Source organism: Marinobacter flavimaris, assembly GCF_045057155.1.
GTDB lineage: Bacteria > Pseudomonadota > Gammaproteobacteria > Pseudomonadales > Oleiphilaceae > Marinobacter > Marinobacter manganoxydans.
The window spans coordinates 1,805,996-1,825,602 of record NZ_CP171359.1 but is presented as its reverse complement, the minus strand read 5'-3'; the positions used below and the strand labels follow the sequence as shown (position 1 = coordinate 1,825,602).

Genomic DNA, 19,607 nt, shown 5'->3' with positions numbered 1-19,607 from the left:
TCGCCGTGAAGCAGCCAATACCAAGGGCTCCCGCGCAGTCAGTCCCTATTCCGAATGCCGGTATAAAGCCGAAAGGAATAAGAAAAGTGAAGAATGGAATTCTCCGACCGCTTATGCGATAGTCGAGAACGTCCGAGAAAAAACAAACCAACCTATAACATCTTCAACCTGAAATCGAAGGGGTTTAGTGTGAACAAGTCCGAACTTATCGATGCAATTGCAGAGTCCGCAGATATCTCCAAAGCCGCCGCTGGCCGTGCTCTGGACGCAATGACCAACTCAATCACCGGTGCCCTGAAAAAAGGCGATCAGGTAACTCTGATCGGTTTTGGTACCTTTTCCGTAAAAGAGCGTGCTGCTCGTACCGGTCGTAACCCGCAGACTGGTGCCGAGATCAAGATTCCGGCCTCCAAAGTGCCTGGGTTCAAAGCAGGCAAGGCCCTGAAAGACGCCGTTAAGTAACGGTTCTTTCTCCGGTGGCTTCTGTCGCAGGAAGCCACCCAAGAAGAATTCAAGGCGCATTCCACACCGGGTGCGCCTTTTTACGTTAGGTCCGCCCTTCGCCGCGCGCTGAAACGAATAAAACTGCACTACCTTGAACAGGGATCCGGGAGAAACATGCTTCAAGATATTCGGAACAATGCCCAGGGCACGATCGCCAAGGTCATCATTGGTCTTCTTATTGTGTCGCTATCCATCTGGGGGATGGACGCCATTGTCGGCGGCTTCTCCGGCGAGCCTGAGGTGGCAACCGTCAACGGCGAGGATATTACCGAGCGGGAGTTTCTCCGCGTGGTCCAGATGGAGAGCCAGCGCCGGCTATCCAGAATGGAAAACCCGGATCCCTCGATGCTTGACGAAGACCAGATTCGCACAGACGTTCTGGATTCCCTGATCCAGGAGCAGGTCCTGATCCAGGATGCCAACGCTCAGGGACTGGAGCTCAATGATGCTGATATCGATGCGTTGATTACCCAGATGCCGCAGTTCCAGGTGGATGGCCAGTTCAATCGCGACCGCTTTGTGGCCACAGTCCGTAATATGGGCATGGGCGTGGGCGAGTTTCGGGAAGCCATGCGCAAGCAATATGTGGTGAACCAGATCCGTGCGGGTATCGTTCAGAGTGGCCTGGTGGCGGATGAGAATGCCGAGCAGCTGCTCCAGATTCAGAACCAGACACGCAGTTTCCGGGTACTGGATATTCCTGCCAGCTCAGTGGCGGACGCGGTATCGGTTTCTGATGCTGACGTTGAAGCCTTTTATGAAGAAAACTCGGGTGCGTTTCAGCAGCCGGAGCGTGTAGACGCTGCCTACATCACGCTTTCGCTGGGTGCCCTTGCTGAGGGCATTGAAGTTGACGATGCGGAGCTTCAGGCCTATTACGAGCAGCAGGCTGCCGATCTGGCCAGTGAGGAGCGTCGGGCGTCCCACATCCTGATCGAAGAGGGCAGTGACGCAGACGAAACCATGGCAACGATCCAGGAGCGCCTGGCGGCCGGGGAGTCATTTGCTGACCTGGCGCGGGAGTATTCCATTGATACCGTTTCGGCCGAAGACGGCGGCGACCTGGGCTATGCCGGTCGTGGCATTTACGCCGAGCCCTTCGAGGAAGCCCTGTTTGCCCTTGAGGAAGGCGAAGTTTCCGAGCCGGTTCGGACATCGTTCGGGGTTCATCTTATTCGCCTCGAGGATGTCAGGGAGTCCGAGGTGCCGTCTCTGGATGAGATGGAAGACCAGCTCCGTCGTGAGCTGGCCCGTGAAAAGGCTCGTGAGCAGTTTGCTGAAGTCCGGGCAGAGCTTGCCGACTCCGCGTATGCCGCCGATGATCTGGCCGGCCCTGCCGAAGAGCTCGGGCTTGAGGTGCGGGAGGCCAGCGGCGTTACCCGTGACGGTGGTCAGGCGCCGTTTGACCACGCCGGTCTGGTACGGCAGTTGTTTTCCGAAGATGTCCTGGACGCGGGTTACAACACCGAGTTGATCGATGTGGGTGACAACGTGTCTGTCGTTGCCCGGGTGAATAAGTATCATGAAGCCGAGCAGCTGCCCCTGGACCAGGTTCGCGATCAGATCCGGACGACGCTGGAGCAGCGCAAGACGCGGGAAGCTCTTTCTGAAAGGGCTGACGCGATTATCGCTGACCTGGAGTCAGGTCAGAGCCCCGAGGGTATTGGTGAGTGGTCCAGCTATGAAGGGCTGGCACGGAACGCCTCCGAGGCAGGTCCCGCCATTCTCCAGCAGGTGTTTTCTTTGGCGCGCCCAGCGGATGGCGCCCGGTTTGGCAAGGCTGTGATGGCCAATTCTGCCGCGGTGATCGCGCTGGACGAGGTCACGGACGGGCAGGTCTCGGAAGATGGTACCGAACTGAACCAGCTTCGGGAATTCCTGGCATCTCTCGAAGGCCAGAGGGAATACGCCGCGTACCAGCAGTTCCTTCGAAACCGGGCGGAGGTCGAGAGACCCTGATATCCGCCTCATGAAAAAGGCGCCGAATGGCGCCCCGCGATCAACGAAAAGCCCGGTGCGAATGCCCGGGCTTTCTTGTATCTGCTGACCTCTTCTATTGTGGCACTGAGGCTCAGGTCGGTGGGAAGCGGGTGGGCTTGAGGCTTTCCTTGATCTTCTTGAGGTGCCCGAGGAAATCCGCGCCGCGTTTGAGGGTTACGCCGGTTGCAAGAATGTCGATAACGCTCAGATGAATGATCCGAGAGGACATTGGCATATAGACCTCAGTGTCCTCCGGCGCGGTGACGCCCAGCACCACCGTGCAGCTTTCCGCCAGGGGGGAATCGGGGTTGGTGATACCGATCACCGTAGCACCGTTGGCCCGCGCAAGTTGTGCGATATCCACGGTTTCCCGGGTGCGGCCCGTGTAGGAAATGAGCACGATAACATCGCCCACGTTTGCTCCGGCCGCCACCATGCGCTGCATCAGGGCGTCGTCGTAGGACATGACCGGGATATTGAAGCGGAAAAACTTGTGCTGGGCATCCATAGCCACAGCAGCAGATCCGCCCATGCCAAAGAAATTGATCTGTTTGGCCTGGATCAGGTAATCAATGGCCGTTGCCAGGGCTTTCGGGTCGAGCGCTTGCCGAGCCTTGTCCAGGCTGGCAATGGTACTGAGCATGATCTTGTCTGCGAATTCGGCAACGGTGTCGTCGGGCTCCACGTTCTGGCCGATATAGGGGGTGCCGGTAGCGATACTCTGGGCGAGGCGAATCTTGAAATCCGGGAAACCTGTTGCCGAGAAACCCCGGCAGAAACGGTTAACGGTGGGTTCGCTGACGTCGGCGGCTCTCGCCAGGGCAGCTATGCTGTAACGGGTGGCCGCGCTTGGGTCACGGAGAATGGCCTCGGCCACTTTCCGCTCGGATTTGTTAAGGGTCTCCAGCCTGGACTGGATGTCCTCAAGCAGATTGTCGTCACGGTGCGCCTGGTTCGCGGCCATCAATGGTACTCCCTGAATCATGGGCGGTCGTTGTCTTGAAAACGCGGTGATTATACCGCTTTTTTACCGGTTTTGGGGTAGTAAAAGTATCACGAAACGCAGTTTTTTCTTGGAAAAACGATTTTTGGATGTCATTATTTGGTTAAAATTACTACATTGAGTTCTGTCGTCGAGTTTTTGCGACGGACTGCCCACCAGAGAGAAGGAACCAATGGTCAACAAGATCAATACCCGTTGTGACCTGATGCTCTTCGGAGCCTTGGGTGACCTTGCCCAGCGAAAACTGTTTCCGGCGCTGTACCAGCTTGAGCGCGCCAACCTCTTGGCGGAGGGGAGCCGGGTCCTGGCCATTGCCCGCTCAGATGCCGATACCGAGACCGTGCGCCAGCAGTTGTTTGACAAGCTGAAGCAGTACGTAAAGCCGGAAGAGTTCGATGCTGGACTGGCCGAATCCTTTCTGAAGCGGGTCGATTACCAGATTCTGGATTTTAACGAACCCGATGCATTTGCTGTGCTCAACGAGTGGCGTGATGACGCCAATAATGAGCTTATTGTTTATATGGCCACCCCGCCGTCCATGTATGGCGTCATAGCCCGAAACCTGCGGGCCGCCAGTTGCTGCACCGAGAAGACGCGGGTGGTGGTCGAGAAGCCGATCGGTCACGACCTGGAGTCGTCGAAGGTGATCAACGACGAGCTTGGCGAGGTCTACAACGAGAACCAGCTGTTCCGGATTGATCATTACCTGGGTAAGGAAACGGTCCAGAACCTGATCGCTCTGCGTTTTGCCAATAACCTGTTTGCCTCCCAGTGGGACCAGAACCACATTTCCCACGTGGAGATCACGGTGGCCGAGAGCGTTGGCATCGAGGGGCGGTGGGGCTATTTCGACAAAGCTGGCCAGATTCGCGATATGATCCAGAATCACCTACTTCAGCTGCTGTGTCTGATCGCCATGGACCCGCCCTCGGACCTGTCTGCCGACAGCATCCGGGATGAGAAAGTCAAGGTTCTCAAGGCCTTGAAGCGCATTACGCCCGATATGATGGACAGTTACGTGGTGCGTGGCCAGTACACCGCCGGCACCAGTAACGGCAGGCCGGTGCCCGGCTATCTGGAGGAGGAGGGGGCAAACAAGGGCAGCGCTACTGAAACTTTCGTTGCCCTGAAAGCAGAGATCGACAACTGGCGCTGGTCGGGTGTCCCGTTTTACATTCGCACTGGTAAACGCCTACCCGAAAAGCTGTCCCAGATCATCATCCACTTCAAGCCTGCGCCGCATTACATTTTTGATCCGGACCAGAAGCACCTCGCCAACAACAAGCTGATTATCCGTCTTCAGCCTGACGAAGGCATGGCCCTGAAGATCCTCACCAAGGACCAGGGCCTGGATAAGGGCATGCGACTTCGTCAAGGCCCTCTGGAGCTCACCTTTTCTGAGACCTTTGTTACCGATCGGATTCCCGATGCCTACGAGCGTTTGCTTTGGGAGGTAATGAAGGGTAACCAGTACCTGTTCGTGCGCCGTGACGAGGTGGAGTATGCCTGGCGCTGGGTCGATCAGGTTATTCGGAACTGGAAGGATGGCGGCGAGCCGCCAAAACGTTACGCGGCGGGAACCTGGGGCCCCGTTGCTTCCATCGCCATGATTACCCGGGATGGCAGGAGCTGGTATGAAGATGTCTGATCTGCGTTTGCCCGGGGGTGTCAGCGACCGTTCAGGTGACACGGCTGATGGCGTGGCCCTGGATCTTGCCGATGCCGTGGCGGGATTTCTGGCGGCCCGCCTGAGAGAGGCGCCCAGGGCGAGCCTGGTGGTATCCGGCGGTTCCACGCCGCTGCCATTTTTCAGAGCGCTGTCCGGCAAGGATCTGGATTGGGGCAGGGTAGACGTTCTGCTGGCGGATGAGCGTTGGGTGGAAGAAAACGACGATGCCAGCAATACCCGCCTGGTTCGGGAGAACCTGCTGCAGAACAAGGCAGCCTCGGCCCGGTTCCTGTCGCTCAAACAGCCTGGTGCGACACCCTCAGAGGGGCTTGAGCGGGTGAAGGCCGAGCTGGCGGACCTTGCCCTGCCCATCGACGTGCTGATTCTTGGTATGGGCAACGACGGCCATACTGCCTCACTGTTTCCCGACGCACCCGAATTGGAAAGTGCGATGAATCCTGAATGCCAGGAAATCGTTGCGCCCGCCACGCCCGCGTCGCAGCCGCAGAAACGCATCACCTTGACCTGGCCACCCCTTAGAGATGCCCGATTCACCGCGTTGCATCTGAAGGGCGAGGACAAATTGCAGACGCTGGACCGTGCTATGTCTGAACCGGACAAGGTGCTCGAGATGCCAATCAGAGCTTTCCTGAAACCAGGCCTCCAGGTGTTCTGGAGTCCCTGAAACGCCCGACATTTGTTATGGAGAAAACCGTGAGCCAACTTTCCGATTACCATCGCGAGCGCGTCAGGGCAGTACTGCAATCCTCACCCCTGGTGCCGGTCATCGCCATTCAGGACCTCGACGACGCCGTGCCCCTTTGCCAGGCTCTCGTTGATGGCGGCATCAACGTCCTCGAAATTACCCTGCGCACTGAACACGGCCTAAAAGCCATCGAAGAAGTCCGCAAAGCCATCCCGGACGCCTGGGTAGGCGCGGGCACCGTTACCAGCATTGCCCAATACCGCCAGGTAGAGGCCGCTGGCGCCCAGTTCGTAATCACCCCGGGCGTAACCGAAGCCATCCTGGAATTCGGCCTGACCTCCGAAGCCCCGCTGTTGCCGGGCATTGCCACCATCTCGGAAATGATGATTGGCTATAACCTCGGCTACCGCGAATTCAAATTCTTCCCCGCCGAAGTCGCCGGCGGCATCCCGGCCCTCAAAGCCTTCAGCGGGCCGTTCCCGGACGTCACCTTCTGTCCCACAGGCGGCATCCGCCGAAACACCGCAGCCGACTACCTGGCCCTCGGCAACGTCCAGGCCGTTGGTGGCACCTGGTTGACCCCTGCAGATGTGGTGGCGGCCAAAGACTGGGCGCAGATTACGGAGATTGCGCGGGGGAGTCTGGCTGATCTCTGACTTCCGACTTGGTTTCCCAGACTGGAAGTTTTGGAGTGGACGCGCTTTGGGGCAGGGCTCCCGGGAAACGCTACGAGCACATCCATGTGCGCTTGGCGCTGGCCATCCTTGGCCAGCGACATTCCCGGAAACCCTGCCCCAAAGTGCTTGTCATACCTTCCGATAACGCCTGCGGTTAATCCGATCTACATCCTGCTTTCTTAATATTCGAGAAGCTGTCAGACCGAGATAACTGGAAAATTCTGAAGGAGGGAGTGGGGTTCCCCTTTCCAAAAATGTCTGTGGCCAAGGATGGCCACAGCCAAGCGCACATGGATGTGCTCGTAGCGGTTTTTGGAAAGGGGAACCCCACTGCCGCCGGCACAGACCCTCAGGCTACAAGGTCAAGCGCCAAGCGACAGAGGGCTGGAAAGAAAAAGAGAATCAGCGAATATCAGAACCAACCCGAACAATCTTCATAGTATTGGTCCCACCCTGGGCATTCACATAGTCACCCTTGGTAATCACCACCAGATCACCATCCTTGACTGCCCCGCGATTCACCAGCTCCGACACCGCCAACGCATTGGTCCGCTCGTTCGGAATCTTGGCTGAATCGAAAGGCACCGTCTGAACGCCACGGAACATAACGACCCGATGCTGGGTGGAGTGATGGCGCGAAAACGCAAAGATTGGCAGGCTCGACTTGATGCGAGACATCAACCTCGGCGTGGCACCCGTCTCGGTCATGCAGATAATGGCCGAGACACCCTCAAGGTGGTTCGCTGCGTACATGGCGGAAAGAGCGATAGCTTCATCAACTTCCTCCATGCTCTCGTGAATCCGGTGTTTGGACTGATGCATCGACGGATGCTTCTCTGCGCCCAGGCAAATGCGCACCATGGCTTCGACTGCTTCCTTGGGATAATCACCCACGGCCGTTTCCGCAGACAGCATCACTGCATCGGTATAGTCCATCACCGCGTTGGCAACGTCTGAGACTTCGGCTCGCGTTGGCATGGGGCTGGTGATCATCGACTCCATCATCTGCGTGGCCGTGATCACCGCGCGGTTGAGAACGCGGGCGCGGGAGATGATGTGCTTCTGTACGCCCACCAACTGGGCGTCGCCGATTTCAACGGCCAGATCGCCACGGGCAACCATCACGGCATCGGATGCTTCGATTACCGCGTCCAGGGCTTCGACATCGTCGGCAAGCTCTGCCCGTTCGATTTTGGCGACTAGGCCGGCGTCAGAGCCTGCTTCCTTAAGCAGGCGCCGGGCGATGTGCATATCCTCGGCGGTGCGAACAAACGAAACCGCCACGTAATCCGCGCCCAGTTTGGCGGCTGTGACGATGTCCTGCTTGTCCTTTTCCGTCAGTGCCTCAGCGGACAGGCCGCCGCCGCGCTTGTTCAGGCCCTTGTTATTCGAGAGCGGGCCTCCGATAAGCACGGTGGAAGTGATGCTGTGGTCGCTGACCGACTGCACTTCCATCTCAATGCGGCCATCGTCCAGAACCAGAATGTCTCCCGGTTCCACATCTTCGATCAGTTGCTCGTAATCGATACCGACTGTTTCTTCAGTGCCCGCTTCCTTGTCCATGGCGGCATCCAGGATAAACGTCTGGCCTGCCTTGAGGGTGACCTTGTTCTCCGAGAACCGTGCGATGCGCAACTTGGGGCCCTGCAAATCGGCCAGCAAAGCGACAAACCGGCCTTGGGCCGCTGCTGCTTCGCGAACCCGGCGAGCGCGGCCGATGTGCTCTTCGGCGCTGCCGTGGGAAAAGTTGAGTCGGGTGACATCCACACCGGCGGCGATAATGGCCGCGAGGGATTCCGGTGAATCGGTGGCCGGGCCGAGAGTGGCGACAATCTTGGTACGCCTGAGCATGGTTGGTGTCCTTTGGTTCTTCAAAATGGTCTCGAAAAGAGTAGCGGAATCAGCTGAAACGGCCAGATTTACTGGCCGGCCTCGAAGAGGGCGAGGGCATTATCCAGCATACGATTCGAGAAGCCCCATTCATTATCGTACCAGGCCATGACTTTTACGTGACGACCCAGAACGCGGGTGTGGTTGGCATCATAGATGCTGGAAAGTGCGTTGTGATTGAAGTCGATGCTAACCAGTTTCTCGATATTATAGCCAAGAACTGGATTTTGCTCGGCGGCTGCTTTGACCGCTTCGTTCACTTCGTCTGCAGTTGTTTCCCGGCTGGCAATGAAGCCGAAATCCACCAGTGATACGTTAATGGTGGGTACCCGAACCGCCAGGCCATCGAGTTTGCCCTCAAGCTCCGGAATAACCTTGCCAATGGCGGCGGCGGCGCCGGTCTTGGTTGGAATCATCGACTGGGTGGCAGAGCGTGCCCGGTAGAGATCGGAATGGTAAACGTCGCTCAGCTTCTGATCGTTGGTGTAGGAGTGGATGGTGGTCATCAGGCCACTCTCGATGCCAATGGTCTTTTGCAGGGCTTCAACAACCGGTGCCAGGCAGTTCGTGGTGCAGGACGCGTTGGAAATGATGTCGTGGTCGGCGGTCAATGTTTCGTGGTTCACACCGTAAACGATCATTGCATCCGCATCGGGGCTGGGCGCCGAGATGATGACCTTGCGGGCGCCGGCCTTCAGGTGTGCCGCTGCCTTGTCGCGTTTGGTAAAAAGGCCGGTACACTCGAAAACAACATCAACACGATGATCTTTCCAGGGCAGTTCTTCGGGATTGCGGAGAGCGGTAATGGCAATCCTGTCCCCGTTGACGGTCAGGGATTCGGCGTCGTGGCTGACGTCGGCATTAAATCGGCCATGGACGCTGTCATACTTGAGCAGATGGGCGTTGGTTTCGGCGTCGCCAAGGTCGTTAATGGCAACAACCTGTAGCTGGCTTCGGTAGTTATTTTCATACAATGCTCTGAGAACATTGCGACCGATGCGGCCAAAACCGTTAATTGCGATACGGATTGTCATTGTCTGACTCCTTGGGTGGTCGTTTTTTGTTCGTTAAACCTCAGAAATGTAGTAAATATAACAACAAAAAAAGGAGAAATGAACGATGAAACGGTGGAAATGCCAAAAAAAGGAAGTAAAATTACGTCTAAAAACGACCACTCTAATAAATTACGCAATGGAGCCCACCATGCACCCGACCGTAGATAAGGTTACCCAGAGAATCATCGAGCGCAGTCGCCCAACGCGGCAGGATTACCTGAACCGCATGAATGCCCTCAAAGCCCAGTCTCCACACCGGAGCTCTCTGTCCTGCGGCAATCTGGCCCACGGTTTCGCGGCCTGTAATCAGGGCGACAAAGACACCCTGAAATTCATGAACAAGGCCAACGTGGCCATGGTAACGGCCTATAACGATATGCTTTCGGCCCACCAACCCTACGAAAAGTTCCCGGATATTATTCGGGAGGCGGCCCGTGGAATGGGGTCGGTGGCTCAGGTGGCCGGGGGCACGCCGGCCATGTGTGACGGCGTAACCCAGGGCCAGCCGGGTATGGAGCTGAGCCTGTTCTCCCGGGACACCATTGCCATGAGTACGGCCGTGGCCCTCAGTCACAACATGTTCGATGCCACGCTGCTTTTGGGGATCTGCGACAAGATTGTGCCTGGCCTTCTGATCGGCTCGCTGAGCTTCGGCTATCTCCCTACCATTCTGGTCCCCGCAGGGCCGATGCCTTCAGGGCTCCCGAACAAGGAAAAGCAGCGGATTCGCCAGCTTTACGCCGAGGGCAAGGTTGGCAAGGAAGAATTGCTGGAGGCCGAGAGCAAGTCCTATCACAGCCCCGGCACCTGTACGTTTTACGGCACCGCCAACAGCAACCAGCTGTTGGTGGAAGTCATGGGCCTGCACATGCCGGGGTCGGCGTTTGTAAATCCCAATACGCCGCTGCGCGATCAGCTCACCCGGGCCGCGACCGAGCAGGTGATCAAACTGTCGAAGCCTCACGGCGGCGAGCTCGGCCTGGGCGACATGGTGGATGAAAAGAGCATCGTCAATGCCCTGGTGGCATTGCTGGTTACCGGTGGCTCCACCAATCACACCATCCACTGGATAGCGATTGCCCGTGCGGCGGGGATCATCATCGACTGGAACGATTATGCCGAGCTTTCCTCGGTGGTTCCGTCCATGACCCGGATCTACCCCAACGGGCAGGAAGACGTTAATGCCTTCCACGAGGCAGGCGGTACCCCGTTCCTGATCAGGGAGCTGCTGAGCGGTGGCTTCCTGCACAATGACGTGAACACCGTGGTGGGCTTTGGCCTGGAGCGATACACCGAAATGCCGGAACTGCTGGGTGAGAAGCTGGTTTGGAAGCCAGCGCCGGAAAAAAGCCTTCGCCCGGATGTGCTCAGCCCGGTTGCCGAGCCGTTTGCACCCGATGGTGGGCTGAGGGTGCTTGATGGCAACCTTGGTCGGGGCGTTATCAAGGTCTCTGCCGTTGCCCCGGAGCACCGGAAAGTTGAAGCGCCGGCCGTTGTGTTCAACGACCAGAACGAACTCAAGGCAGCCTTTGAGGCAGGAGATCTGGACAGGGATTGTATTGTGATCGTGCGTTTCCAGGGTCCCAAGAGCAATGGCATGCCAGAGCTGCACAAGCTTACCCCCTACCTTGGCGTGTTGCAGGATCGCGGATTCAAGGTTGGTCTGGTGACGGATGGCCGTATGTCCGGTGCGTCGGGCAAGGTACCTGCGGCGATCCATGTCTACCCGGAGGCGCTGGACGGTGGCCCGCTGGCCAAGGTCAAGAATGGCGACATGGTTTGTCTGGATGCCGAGAGTGGTGTTCTTGCCATCCGCGTGGATGATCAGGAGTTCGCCAGCCGGGAATCTGAAAAAGCGGACCTGAGCGGATATCATCACGGCTATGGTCGGGAGTTGTTCGGCTGGATGCGACGCGCTGCCAGCAATCCCGAGGAAGGGGCCAGCTTTTTCTGGAATCACGAGGCATGACAGCAACACACTATTCACTGGTCGGTGATATTGGTGGCACCAATGCGCGTTTTGCCCTGGTAGAGCAGGGTACCGTGCAGCCTTGTGCCATCAAGATTTTGCCCTGCGGGGAATACGCGAACCTCGATGACGCAGTGCGGGATTACCTGGCTAGGGTTGGGGTTTCGGAGGTCGATGGGGCCTGTCTGGCTGTTGCCTCACCGGTTCGCGGGACCCAGGTGCGGATGACCAACAACCACTGGCTTTTTGATACCGAAGAAGTTCGGGCACAGTTTGGCTGGGCCAGGTTCAAGGTGATCAATGATTTTACCGCCATGGCCCTCGGCGTTCCTCACGTTGCGAACGACCATCTGGTGCATGTTTGCGGCGGCCCCGGTGACAGCCGGCGCCCCCGGCTGGTGATGGGTCCGGGAACCGGGCTCGGTGTTTCAGGGCTAGTGCCCATCGAGCATGGCTGGGTGCCGTTGATGACCGAGGGTGGCCACGTGGATTTCGCGCCCACGGACGATGCCGAAATGGCTGTGCTGCGGATTCTCAAGGGCCGGTTTGGCCGGGTTTCCGTGGAACGGATCCTGTGCGGTCAGGGCCTGTTGAACCTGTATCAGGCCCATGCAGAGATTCAGGGCGTTGCGGCGCCACTGGATGCGCCGGAGAAAATCACCGCGGCTGCGGTAGAAAACACTGACAGGCTGGCCCGCCACACGCTCAGCCATTTCTGTGAAATTCTCGGTCGGGTAGCCGGCAATGGCGTTCTGACCCTGGGTGGCACAGGCGGTGTCTTCCTGTGTGGCGGAATCCTGCCCCGTTTCCTCGAGTTCTTTCTCGAAAGCCCGTTCCGAAATGGCTTTGAGGATAAAGGAAGAATGCGCCCGCTGCTGGAGTTTACACCTGTCTATGTAGTCACCGAGCCCTACACCGGCCTGCTGGGAGCTGCCGAGGCACTGGGCAATCCGGAAGTATGAGGCCGGATTGCCGTTACTGGATCAGAGGTAGTGCACCATCTGGCGCTGATCAAAACGGTACTGGCGATTATAGACGCCGTTTTCAGCCCGTCGGCCGGCTGCCAGTACCATGGTTACCAATCCTTTTCCGGGCAGATTAATAAGCTTCTTCACGCGATGCTCGTCAAAACCCTCCATGGGGCAGGAATCATACCCGTGGGCGCGGAGCGCAAGCATGAGATTCTGGGCAGCCAGGGCTGTGGATTTGGTAGCCCAGATTTTCATCTCGCAATTGGAGTAGGGCCCCCGGGGCACCGGCCTGGTAATTCCCACCGCAAGGCCTGCCGCTTTTTTGGCTAAACCCAGAATACCAAGCGGCCCCTGGTTGTAATGAATCGGGGCAACTTTGCGGTAGTATTTTTCGACGATGGGCGGCAGTTTTTCTTCTGGCCAATCCTCAAGAGCTTGCCGTGCATGAGCCCGCCAGCTATCCGGTCGGGCAACCACTACGATCAGCGCAGCGGCGGTTTTCGCTGCATTCTGGCCAAGACAGGCGTGGGCGAGTTCTGCCTTGAGCTCCGGCGTGCGGACAACGAAAAATTCCCAGGGCTGAAGGTTACTGGAATTCGGAGCCAGGGTTGCCAGATCCAGGCAATCTTCAAGCACGGCCTCAGGAATCGGCTCATCGGTGAAGCGCCTGATGGAGCGGCGCGTGCGAACAACTTTCCGGAACTCTTCGATATCGATTTCCGGCAGCGGGAGAGAGCCTGCTTTCGCATTCATGATGTGTCCTTCGAGACTTGTTGTGTCGTGATTGTGCCTCTATCGTTACGGGAAATGACGGTATATGCAATCACCCTGATAACGGAACGCTCATGACAGAGGACCTTTCCCGGCTTCCCTTCGATGACCTGGTTCGGCGCGTGCGGGCGTGTACGCTTTGCGCCGACGTTCTTCCACGCGGGCCGAGGCCTGTCATACAGATATCTGAAAGCGCCAGAATTCTCGTAGTCGGGCAGGCTCCGGGCAGGCGCGTGCATGAAACCGGGCTGCCCTTCAACGATCCCAGCGGCGATAGGCTTCGGCAATGGATGGGGGTTACCCGGGATACCTTCTATGACGAGCAGAAGCTCGCGATCCTGCCGATGGGGTTTTGCTATCCGGGTACCGGAAAATCCGGGGATCTTCCGCCGCGGCCGGAGTGCGCGCCAGCCTGGCGCAATTTACTGTTGGATCATCTGCCAGACATAGGTCTGACTCTTGTTATCGGGCAGTATGCGCACACCTGGCATCTGCCGGACTGTCGTCAGTCCGTAACGGCCAATGTTGAGCATTGGCAGAAGTATTGGCCAGAGATAGTCCCAATGCCTCACCCCAGCCCAAGAAATAACCTCTGGCTGCGTCGGAATCCATGGTTCGAAGACGAGGTTGTGCCCCAGCTGCAACAAAGAGTTGCCCTGCTTCTTGGGCCGGAGCAACAGTGACCGGAGGGGTTCAGGCGCTGTGATGGAGCGAAGTCTTGCGAGTGTCGGCACAAGCGCTTTTCATCAGGTAGCGGTCCAGTGCTTCCACATCCGCGTCGCTCGAATAAAGTCCCTGTTTAGTACGACGCCAGAGAATATCCTCCGAGGTCATCGCCCATTCGTTCTTTATCAGGTGCTCGACTTCCCGTTGATAGAGGGTTCCTGCGAAGTGTTCGCCCAGATCGTCCATTGAGTGGCAATTATGGAGAATGTCGTAACTGGTTGTGCCGTAGGTACGCACATAGCGACTGATCACCTTCTCGGAGAGCCAGGGAAAATCACGTCTGAGGGTTTCTTCCAGTGCTTCATGATTGGCAAAGTCTCCGCCCGGCAAAACACCAGTCTTGGTCCAGCGACCGCCGGCTTCCGGGAAGAACTGGCACAGCTTGTCCGTGGCGGCTTCGGCCAGTTTGCGATAGGTGGTGATCTTGCCTCCGAATACCGAAATCAGCGGCGCCTTACCTTTTTCACTATTGACCTCAAAGGAGTAGTCCCGTGACGCTTTCTGGGCATTCTCCTGTTCATCGTCCATCAGGGGCCGCACGCCAGAGTAGGACCAAATCACATCCGAAGGCTCCAGTTGCCGCTTGAAATGGGAGTTTACGATGTTCAGGAGATAGTCGGTTTCTTCAGGTGAGATCTTTGCTTTTTTCGGGTCGCCTTCATAATCGACGTCGGTGGTGCCCACCAGTGAGAATTCGTCCTCGTAGGGAATGACGAAAACGATCCGCTCGTCCTCGTTCTGAAGGATATAGGCCTCGGTGCCCTTGTTCATGCGCGGTACCACAATATGACTGCCTTTCACCATGCGAATCATCTTGGGCGCCGGCATTGAAAGAGTCTCACCGAACAGTTTGCTTACCCAGGGGCCAGAGGCATTCACAATAGCCTTCGCCGATACCGTTTTTTCGGTTTCGTTGGTCATATCACGAAGTGTGACCTCCCATTCCTTTGAGCCCTGTTCTGCCTTGACGCATTTGGTGCGGGTCAGTATCTGTGCGCCAAACTGCTGTGCTTTCTTTGCGGTCAGCACCACGAGACGGGCATCGTCTACCCAGCCGTCCGAGTATTCAAAGCCTTTGGTGATATCGGGCTTCAGAGGGTCCTTCTCATCAAATTTGATCGAGCGGGAGCCCGGAAGGATTTCCCGTTTTGCCAGATGGTCATAGAGAAACAGGCCGGTGCGAATCATCCAGGCTGGCCGCAGGTGAGGGCGGTGAGGCAGCCGGAAACGCATGGGCCACATGATGTGTGGTGAGTTGCGAAGCAGAGACTCGCGCTCGGCTAGGGCTTCCCGGACCAGGCGAAATTCATAATGTTCCAGGTACCGCAGCCCACCATGTATCAGCTTGCTGCTGCTTGATGAGGTGGCTGAGGCCAGGTCATTCATTTCGCAAAGCAGAACTTTCAGTCCCCGTCCCGCCGCATCCATGGCAATGCCCGTGCCGTTGACTCCGCCACCAACGACGATAACGTCAAACTGCTCATGCTCCATAGCCATTGTTGGTCATCTCCTGACGACTCTGAAAAGGCGCTTTGTTGCGATGCGCACTTTTCAGTGTTCAATATGCGGTATATCGCTATTATGCGAAAGGCATATATATTCGTAAAGGAAAAAATAGAAAAAAAACGAAAAACGTAGCGCGATCACCTTTTCGCAGAGGGGAACAAGCGAAAAACTATTAAACGATATGGAGCTGAGCGTTGTGTTCGTTCAGCAACTGACGGATTTCTACGGGAGGTTGCTGATCCGTAAACACATGATCGGCCTGGGAAATGTTACCGAGACGGACCATGGCATTTCGTCCGAACTTGGAGTGGTCGGCAGCAAGAAGGACCTGGTTGGAGTTGGCGATGATTGCCTGAGCGACTCGGACTTCGCGGTAATCGAAGTCGAGGAGGGAACCATCATTGTGAATACCGCTGATTCCAATGATGCCGAAGTCCATCTTGAACTGATTGATGAAGTCCATGGTAGCTTCACCGACAATTCCGCCATCACGGTTGCGCACCTCTCCGCCAGCGATGATTACATGGAAATCTTCTTTGGCCGAAAGAATGGACGCAACGTGCAGGTTGTTGGTAACTATCTGTAGGTTGTTCTTCTCAAGCAGAGCCTTAGCGATGGTCTCGGTGGTGGTGCCGATATTGATGAACATGGAGGAGTTGTCAGGGATGAGCTCCACCAACGCTTGTGCAATTCGTTCCTTGGCTTCCAGATCCATTATCTTTCGAGCCTGGTAGGCGGTGTTGACTGTGCTGGAGTCAATGCCTGCTCCGCCATGGTGTCTGCGGAGCTTTTTCTCCTTGGCGAGTTCATTCAGGTCCCGGCGGATCGTCTGGGGCGTTACCTTGAATTGGTCCACCAGCTGTTCGGTCGTGACAAAACCGTTCTGCTGGATCAGCTCCATAATAAGATCCTGTCGGCGACGCTGTGCCATGAAAGCCTCCTCCGCTTTATCATTTTTCTCATGCGAAATACTGTGCGTCCGAAAACAGTTTTAAAGCTTAGCCCGGATTTCTCATAGGTCCCCGGCAAGTCTCGCAGACTGAGCAGGTTACCGCCATTACCGCTCATTTGCGGTCGCGATTGATTAATAACTGATCAATTTCTGTTGTCCGGACACACGGCCCCCTTTCCCCCATTGAGTCGGGCCGGGGGAGCCCGGGCTTCTATCCCGGAACCAGTTGACGCACCAGGTCAGAGAGTTCGTCTTTGTAAGGATAGGCATCGCTCATCAACACCCGTATGCGCCGAGTGTTGCGAATGATGACCGCGCCCACCTTGATCAGCTTCAGCCGCAGGTTACTGGCGCTCATTCTCTCGAAGGGCGTCTTCTTCAAGTGGGCCCGTAATCGCTCGAACAACGTGTAGGCAAAGCCCGATAAGAGCAACCGCCACTGATTGGTCCACCACCGCGTGCTGGAGGTGCGATCTGCGAACAGACACAACTGCTGATCCTTGATCCGGTTTTCCATGTCACCCCGGGCACAGTATTGCTCGTAGTAGAGTTTAACGCCGTCGTCGTAACGGGAGCTGATAATGAACCTGGGGTTGGCACCCAGTTCGCCCTCCTCCAGACGCGCGATCACCCAGCGAGGGTGTTTCCAGGTTCGGGCCTGGTACTGGAACCGGTAGGTGGCGGAGACTTTTTCACCCAGTTCGTTGTGAGCCTTGCGAACCAGCATCGAGGGTACGTCTACCTCCTTGAGCAGCCGGCTGTTCTTGCTGAGGCCCACCAGATAGTCCACGTTGTTCCGGTCGCACCAGCTCAGCAATCGGGGACGGTAAAAGCCGCTGTCACCCCGGAACACGATGCGGGTATTCGTCCAGTACTGCCGGATGAACTTCACCAGCAGGGCCAGAATGGCCCAGCTGTGGCGGCTGTCGCTTCGGTTGCTGGTGCGCAGGTAGCTCACCAGCAGATGGCGACCGCAGAACACGTACAGCGGGAAGTAACAATGGTGATCGTAGTAGGCGTTAAAGAACTTGCCGGGCTGGTCGCCATGCACCGGAACGTCGGTGCCATCGAAGTCCAGCACGATTTCCTTGGGTGGGGCGTCGTGCTGCTCAATGAAGTGATGCCACATCAGTTCGTGGGCCTTGACCACGGCCTGCCGGTCCACGCGCTGCTCCATTCGGCACAGTGTTGATTTGCCCGCCAGAATGGCCTCTTCGCCAGTCGCGGTCTGAAGTGCCTGGTCAGCGCGTAACGTTTCGTGATCGTTCAGATCTTCGTACCCGGCAGCCACGCCAAAGACCCGTTGCCGGATCATGGTTTGAAGCTTGTGGCGAACCAGCACCGGATTACGGGTATCGTCCAGCACCGTAGCCAGGCGCTGAGTGAGCTGGTGTTGATTGTCGACTTCGCGAAGCAGGAGCAGGCCGGCATCGGAGGTGATATGGCCACCGGAGAAATCGGCTTCAATTTGACGGCGAGACAGTGGCGAGAAGGTCAGTTTTTCAGGTACCATTTTGGATAGCGGCTGTTGGTGCTTGGTGAACGGTGTAAGGTCCTGAAACTATAGCACTTTCAGCCGCTTTCTTTTATCCCGTCATGAGAAATCCGGGTTAGTAGTTTTCAGCGGGTTATGCAGCTTCTTTAAAAGGTTCGGCGAGTTGGACGCGCGCTTTAAGTGAAAACTACTTGGAATTTATGTTCAAAAAAGCAAAAATGCGAAAAAATAAGAAACCCAGGTCGAAATACCATGAGTCAGTACATACTTTCCATCGATCAAGGTACAACCAGTTCCCGTGCCATACTCTTTGACCTACTGGGCAACATACACGCTATCCGCCAACAAGAGTTTCCCCAACATTTCCCGGCAAGCGGCTGGGTTGAGCACAATCCGGAGGATCTCTGGTCATCGGTTCAGCAGACCTGTGACGCGGTAATGGCCGAAGAGTGTGGTGATTGCGGTAAAGTGGTTGCCGTAGGCATTACCAACCAACGCGAGACCACGGTAGTCTGGGATCGGAATACCGGAGAGCCCGTATACAACGCTATCGTCTGGCAGGACCGGCGAACCGCCTCCTACTGCGAGTCCCTGAAACGTGAAGGGCTCGAACCCTGGGTCAACAGCAAGACCGGTTTGCTGATTGATCCTTATTTCTCGGCCACCAAGATCCGTTGGATTCTGGAAAATGTCGACGGAGTGCGGGAACGAGCGGAGCGCGGTGAGCTCGCATTCGGTACCGTCGATAGCTTTTTGTTGTGGCGACTAACCGGTGGCCGAGAGCATCGCACTGATGCGACCAATGCCAGCCGTACGATGCTGTTCAACATTCACAACCAGAAATGGGATCCGGAGCTCCTGGAGCTTTTCGGCATTCCCGAATCGCTGTTGCCGGAGGTGATGGACTCTGCCGATCAGTTCGGAGAGATCACAGAGGGTGGAGCCCTTAACGGAACCTCGGTGCTCGGTATTGCTGGAGATCAACAGGCCGCTCTATTTGGTCAGACCTGCTTCGGCATTGGCATGGCGAAGAGCACCTACGGAACCGGTTGTTTCCTGATGCTCAACACTGGGGACAAAGCTTTGCAGTCGAAACACCGCTTGCTCACAACGGTGGCCTATCGGCTGAACGGTAAGCCTACCTACGCCCTGGAAGGCAGTATTTTTATCGCGGGCGCAACCATTCAATGGCTGCGAGACGGACTTCAGCTAATCCGGAATGCTTGTGAAACAGAGCCGCTCGCAGAGGGTACGCCCATGGACCACGGAGTATATCTGGTGCCAGCATTTACCGGACTCGGCGCGCCCTATTGGGATCCCAATGCAAGAGGCGCCATTTTCGGTCTTACCCGCGATACCGGTATAAAAGAGATTGTCACGGCGGGCCTGCAGTCTGTTTGCTATCAGACCAAGGATCTGCAGAAAGCCATGGAAAAAGACGGCATTCGCCCGGTCAACCTCAGAGTTGACGGTGGCATGGTGGCCAACAACTGGGTGCTCCAGTTTCTGGCTGACATTCTCGGTGCGAGGGTGGATCGCCCGTCGTTGGTTGAAACTACTGCGCTGGGCGCTGCCTACCTAGCCGGCCTGAAAGCCGGAGTCTATGGCTCTCTTGAGGAACTCTCGGATCTGTGGTGCTGTGACCGGAATTTTGAACCAGTCATGACGAAGCAGAACCGGGACAAGCTTTACGATGGCTGGATCCAGGCAGTTCAGAAGCTTTGACGATACGA

The 19,607-nt window shown here is 56.8% G+C and carries 16 protein-coding genes; 9 read left to right on the top strand and 7 right to left on the bottom strand.

Going from position 1 to position 19,607, the window contains the following annotated elements; genetic code table 11:
- The first annotated feature begins 189 nt into the window (after positions 1-189).
- Complete coding sequence (locus ACGK9W_RS08445; protein WP_008174603.1) at positions 190-462, top strand: HU family DNA-binding protein; 273 nt, start codon at positions 190-192, stop codon at positions 460-462.
- A 156-nt stretch (positions 463-618) separates the two neighbouring features.
- Positions 619-2,463 carry a SurA N-terminal domain-containing protein gene (locus tag ACGK9W_RS08440; RefSeq protein ID WP_288365372.1) on the top strand — a complete coding sequence of 615 codons (1,845 nt, stop codon included), beginning with the start codon at positions 619-621 and terminating at the stop codon, positions 2,461-2,463.
- Between the two features lie 112 nt (positions 2,464-2,575).
- Here the strand turns inward: ACGK9W_RS08440 and ACGK9W_RS08435 are convergent, their stop codons facing one another.
- The gene (locus ACGK9W_RS08435) at positions 2,576-3,448 is read right to left on the bottom strand and encodes a MurR/RpiR family transcriptional regulator (protein WP_008174607.1); all 873 of its coding nucleotides are present in this window, start codon (positions 3,446-3,448) and stop codon (positions 2,576-2,578) included.
- A gap of 211 nt (positions 3,449-3,659) precedes the next feature.
- Here ACGK9W_RS08435 and zwf point away from each other — a divergent pair, with 211 nt between their 5' ends.
- From zwf to ACGK9W_RS08420, 3 genes are read left to right on the top strand one after another with little or no spacing between them, the layout of a single operon-like run.
- Positions 3,660-5,135 carry a glucose-6-phosphate dehydrogenase gene (zwf, locus tag ACGK9W_RS08430; protein ID WP_008174609.1) on the top strand — a complete coding sequence of 492 codons (1,476 nt, stop codon included), beginning with the start codon at positions 3,660-3,662 and terminating at the stop codon, positions 5,133-5,135.
- Positions 5,128-5,841 carry a 6-phosphogluconolactonase gene (gene pgl, locus ACGK9W_RS08425; RefSeq protein ID WP_405421005.1) on the top strand — a complete coding sequence of 238 codons (714 nt, stop codon included), beginning with the start codon at positions 5,128-5,130 and terminating at the stop codon, positions 5,839-5,841. Before zwf ends, pgl begins: the two co-directional genes overlap by 8 nt.
- Positions 5,842-5,858: 17 nt before the next feature.
- Positions 5,859-6,518, top strand: a complete 660-nt coding sequence (locus ACGK9W_RS08420; protein ID WP_008174613.1) for a bifunctional 4-hydroxy-2-oxoglutarate aldolase/2-dehydro-3-deoxy-phosphogluconate aldolase — start codon at positions 5,859-5,861, stop codon at positions 6,516-6,518.
- Between the two features lie 423 nt (positions 6,519-6,941).
- Here the strand turns inward: ACGK9W_RS08420 and pyk are convergent, their stop codons facing one another.
- Together pyk and gap are read right to left on the bottom strand one after the other, a co-directional pair.
- The gene (gene pyk / locus ACGK9W_RS08415) at positions 6,942-8,390 is read right to left on the bottom strand and encodes a pyruvate kinase (protein ID WP_405420365.1); all 1,449 of its coding nucleotides are present in this window, start codon (positions 8,388-8,390) and stop codon (positions 6,942-6,944) included.
- A gap of 68 nt (positions 8,391-8,458) precedes the next feature.
- Positions 8,459-9,463 carry a type I glyceraldehyde-3-phosphate dehydrogenase gene (gap, locus tag ACGK9W_RS08410; protein WP_405420362.1) on the bottom strand — a complete coding sequence of 335 codons (1,005 nt, stop codon included), beginning with the start codon at positions 9,461-9,463 and terminating at the stop codon, positions 8,459-8,461.
- A 169-nt stretch (positions 9,464-9,632) separates the two neighbouring features.
- Here gap and edd point away from each other — a divergent pair, with 169 nt between their 5' ends.
- Both edd and glk read left to right on the top strand, forming a co-directional pair.
- Entirely contained in the window at positions 9,633-11,453 is a 1,821-nt protein-coding gene (gene edd, locus ACGK9W_RS08405) for a phosphogluconate dehydratase (protein ID WP_405420359.1), read from the top strand.
- A complete protein-coding gene (gene glk / locus ACGK9W_RS08400) occupies positions 11,450-12,415 on the top strand; it encodes a glucokinase (RefSeq protein ID WP_273045434.1) in 966 nt (321 codons plus the stop codon). The genes edd and glk overlap by 4 nt, the downstream gene beginning before the upstream one ends.
- Before the next feature lie 21 nt (positions 12,416-12,436).
- Here the strand turns inward: glk and ACGK9W_RS08395 are convergent, their stop codons facing one another.
- Complete coding sequence (locus tag ACGK9W_RS08395; protein ID WP_338354652.1) at positions 12,437-13,177, bottom strand: nitroreductase family protein; 741 nt, start codon at positions 13,175-13,177, stop codon at positions 12,437-12,439.
- Positions 13,178-13,269: 92 nt separating this feature from the next.
- Between ACGK9W_RS08395 and ACGK9W_RS08390 the strand changes: the two genes are divergently transcribed.
- Complete coding sequence (locus ACGK9W_RS08390; protein ID WP_008174627.1) at positions 13,270-13,878, top strand: uracil-DNA glycosylase family protein; 609 nt, start codon at positions 13,270-13,272, stop codon at positions 13,876-13,878.
- Between the two features lie 10 nt (positions 13,879-13,888).
- On the opposite strand, the gene glpD is transcribed toward ACGK9W_RS08390, so the two are convergent.
- The 3 genes from glpD to ACGK9W_RS08375 form a co-directional block, all read right to left on the bottom strand.
- Positions 13,889-15,418 carry a glycerol-3-phosphate dehydrogenase gene (glpD, locus tag ACGK9W_RS08385; RefSeq protein WP_008174629.1) on the bottom strand — a complete coding sequence of 510 codons (1,530 nt, stop codon included), beginning with the start codon at positions 15,416-15,418 and terminating at the stop codon, positions 13,889-13,891.
- A 181-nt stretch (positions 15,419-15,599) separates the two neighbouring features.
- Positions 15,600-16,358, bottom strand: coding sequence for a DeoR/GlpR family transcriptional regulator (locus ACGK9W_RS08380; RefSeq protein ID WP_008174631.1), 759 nt, complete (start codon positions 16,356-16,358; stop codon positions 15,600-15,602).
- Between the two features lie 232 nt (positions 16,359-16,590).
- Positions 16,591-17,892 (bottom strand): IS1380 family transposase, encoded by a 1,302-nt coding sequence (locus tag ACGK9W_RS08375; protein ID WP_405420352.1) that lies wholly within the window; start codon positions 17,890-17,892, stop codon positions 16,591-16,593.
- 234 nt (positions 17,893-18,126) lie between these two features.
- On the opposite strand from ACGK9W_RS08375, the gene glpK reads away from it, so the two are divergent.
- A complete protein-coding gene (gene glpK / locus ACGK9W_RS08370; RefSeq protein ID WP_008174634.1) occupies positions 18,127-19,599 on the top strand; it encodes a glycerol kinase GlpK in 1,473 nt (490 codons plus the stop codon).
- Positions 19,600-19,607: the final 8 nt, after the last annotated feature.

What these genes read in the sequence shown, in the direction of transcription:
- ACGK9W_RS08440 (WP_288365372.1), top strand. Translation starts at nt 619, where the DNA reads ATGCTTCAAGATATTCGGAACAATGCCCAGGGCACGATCGCCAAGGTC.
- ACGK9W_RS08435 (WP_008174607.1), bottom strand. Translation starts at nt 3,448, where the DNA reads ATGGCCGCGAACCAGGCGCACCGTGACGACAATCTGCTTGAGGACATC.
- zwf (WP_008174609.1), top strand. Translation starts at nt 3,660, where the DNA reads ATGGTCAACAAGATCAATACCCGTTGTGACCTGATGCTCTTCGGAGCC.
- pgl (WP_405421005.1), top strand. Translation starts at nt 5,128, where the DNA reads ATGTCTGATCTGCGTTTGCCCGGGGGTGTCAGCGACCGTTCAGGTGAC.
- ACGK9W_RS08420 (WP_008174613.1), top strand. Translation starts at nt 5,859, where the DNA reads ATGGAGAAAACCGTGAGCCAACTTTCCGATTACCATCGCGAGCGCGTC.
- pyk (WP_405420365.1), bottom strand. Translation starts at nt 8,390, where the DNA reads ATGCTCAGGCGTACCAAGATTGTCGCCACTCTCGGCCCGGCCACCGAT.
- gap (WP_405420362.1), bottom strand. Translation starts at nt 9,463, where the DNA reads ATGACAATCCGTATCGCAATTAACGGTTTTGGCCGCATCGGTCGCAAT.
- edd (WP_405420359.1), top strand. Translation starts at nt 9,633, where the DNA reads ATGCACCCGACCGTAGATAAGGTTACCCAGAGAATCATCGAGCGCAGT.
- glk (WP_273045434.1), top strand. Translation starts at nt 11,450, where the DNA reads ATGACAGCAACACACTATTCACTGGTCGGTGATATTGGTGGCACCAAT.
- ACGK9W_RS08395 (WP_338354652.1), bottom strand. Translation starts at nt 13,177, where the DNA reads ATGAATGCGAAAGCAGGCTCTCTCCCGCTGCCGGAAATCGATATCGAA.
- ACGK9W_RS08390 (WP_008174627.1), top strand. Translation starts at nt 13,270, where the DNA reads ATGACAGAGGACCTTTCCCGGCTTCCCTTCGATGACCTGGTTCGGCGC.
- glpD (WP_008174629.1), bottom strand. Translation starts at nt 15,418, where the DNA reads ATGGCTATGGAGCATGAGCAGTTTGACGTTATCGTCGTTGGTGGCGGA.
- ACGK9W_RS08380 (WP_008174631.1), bottom strand. Translation starts at nt 16,358, where the DNA reads ATGGCACAGCGTCGCCGACAGGATCTTATTATGGAGCTGATCCAGCAG.
- ACGK9W_RS08375 (WP_405420352.1), bottom strand. Translation starts at nt 17,892, where the DNA reads ATGGTACCTGAAAAACTGACCTTCTCGCCACTGTCTCGCCGTCAAATT.
- glpK (WP_008174634.1), top strand. Translation starts at nt 18,127, where the DNA reads ATGAGTCAGTACATACTTTCCATCGATCAAGGTACAACCAGTTCCCGT.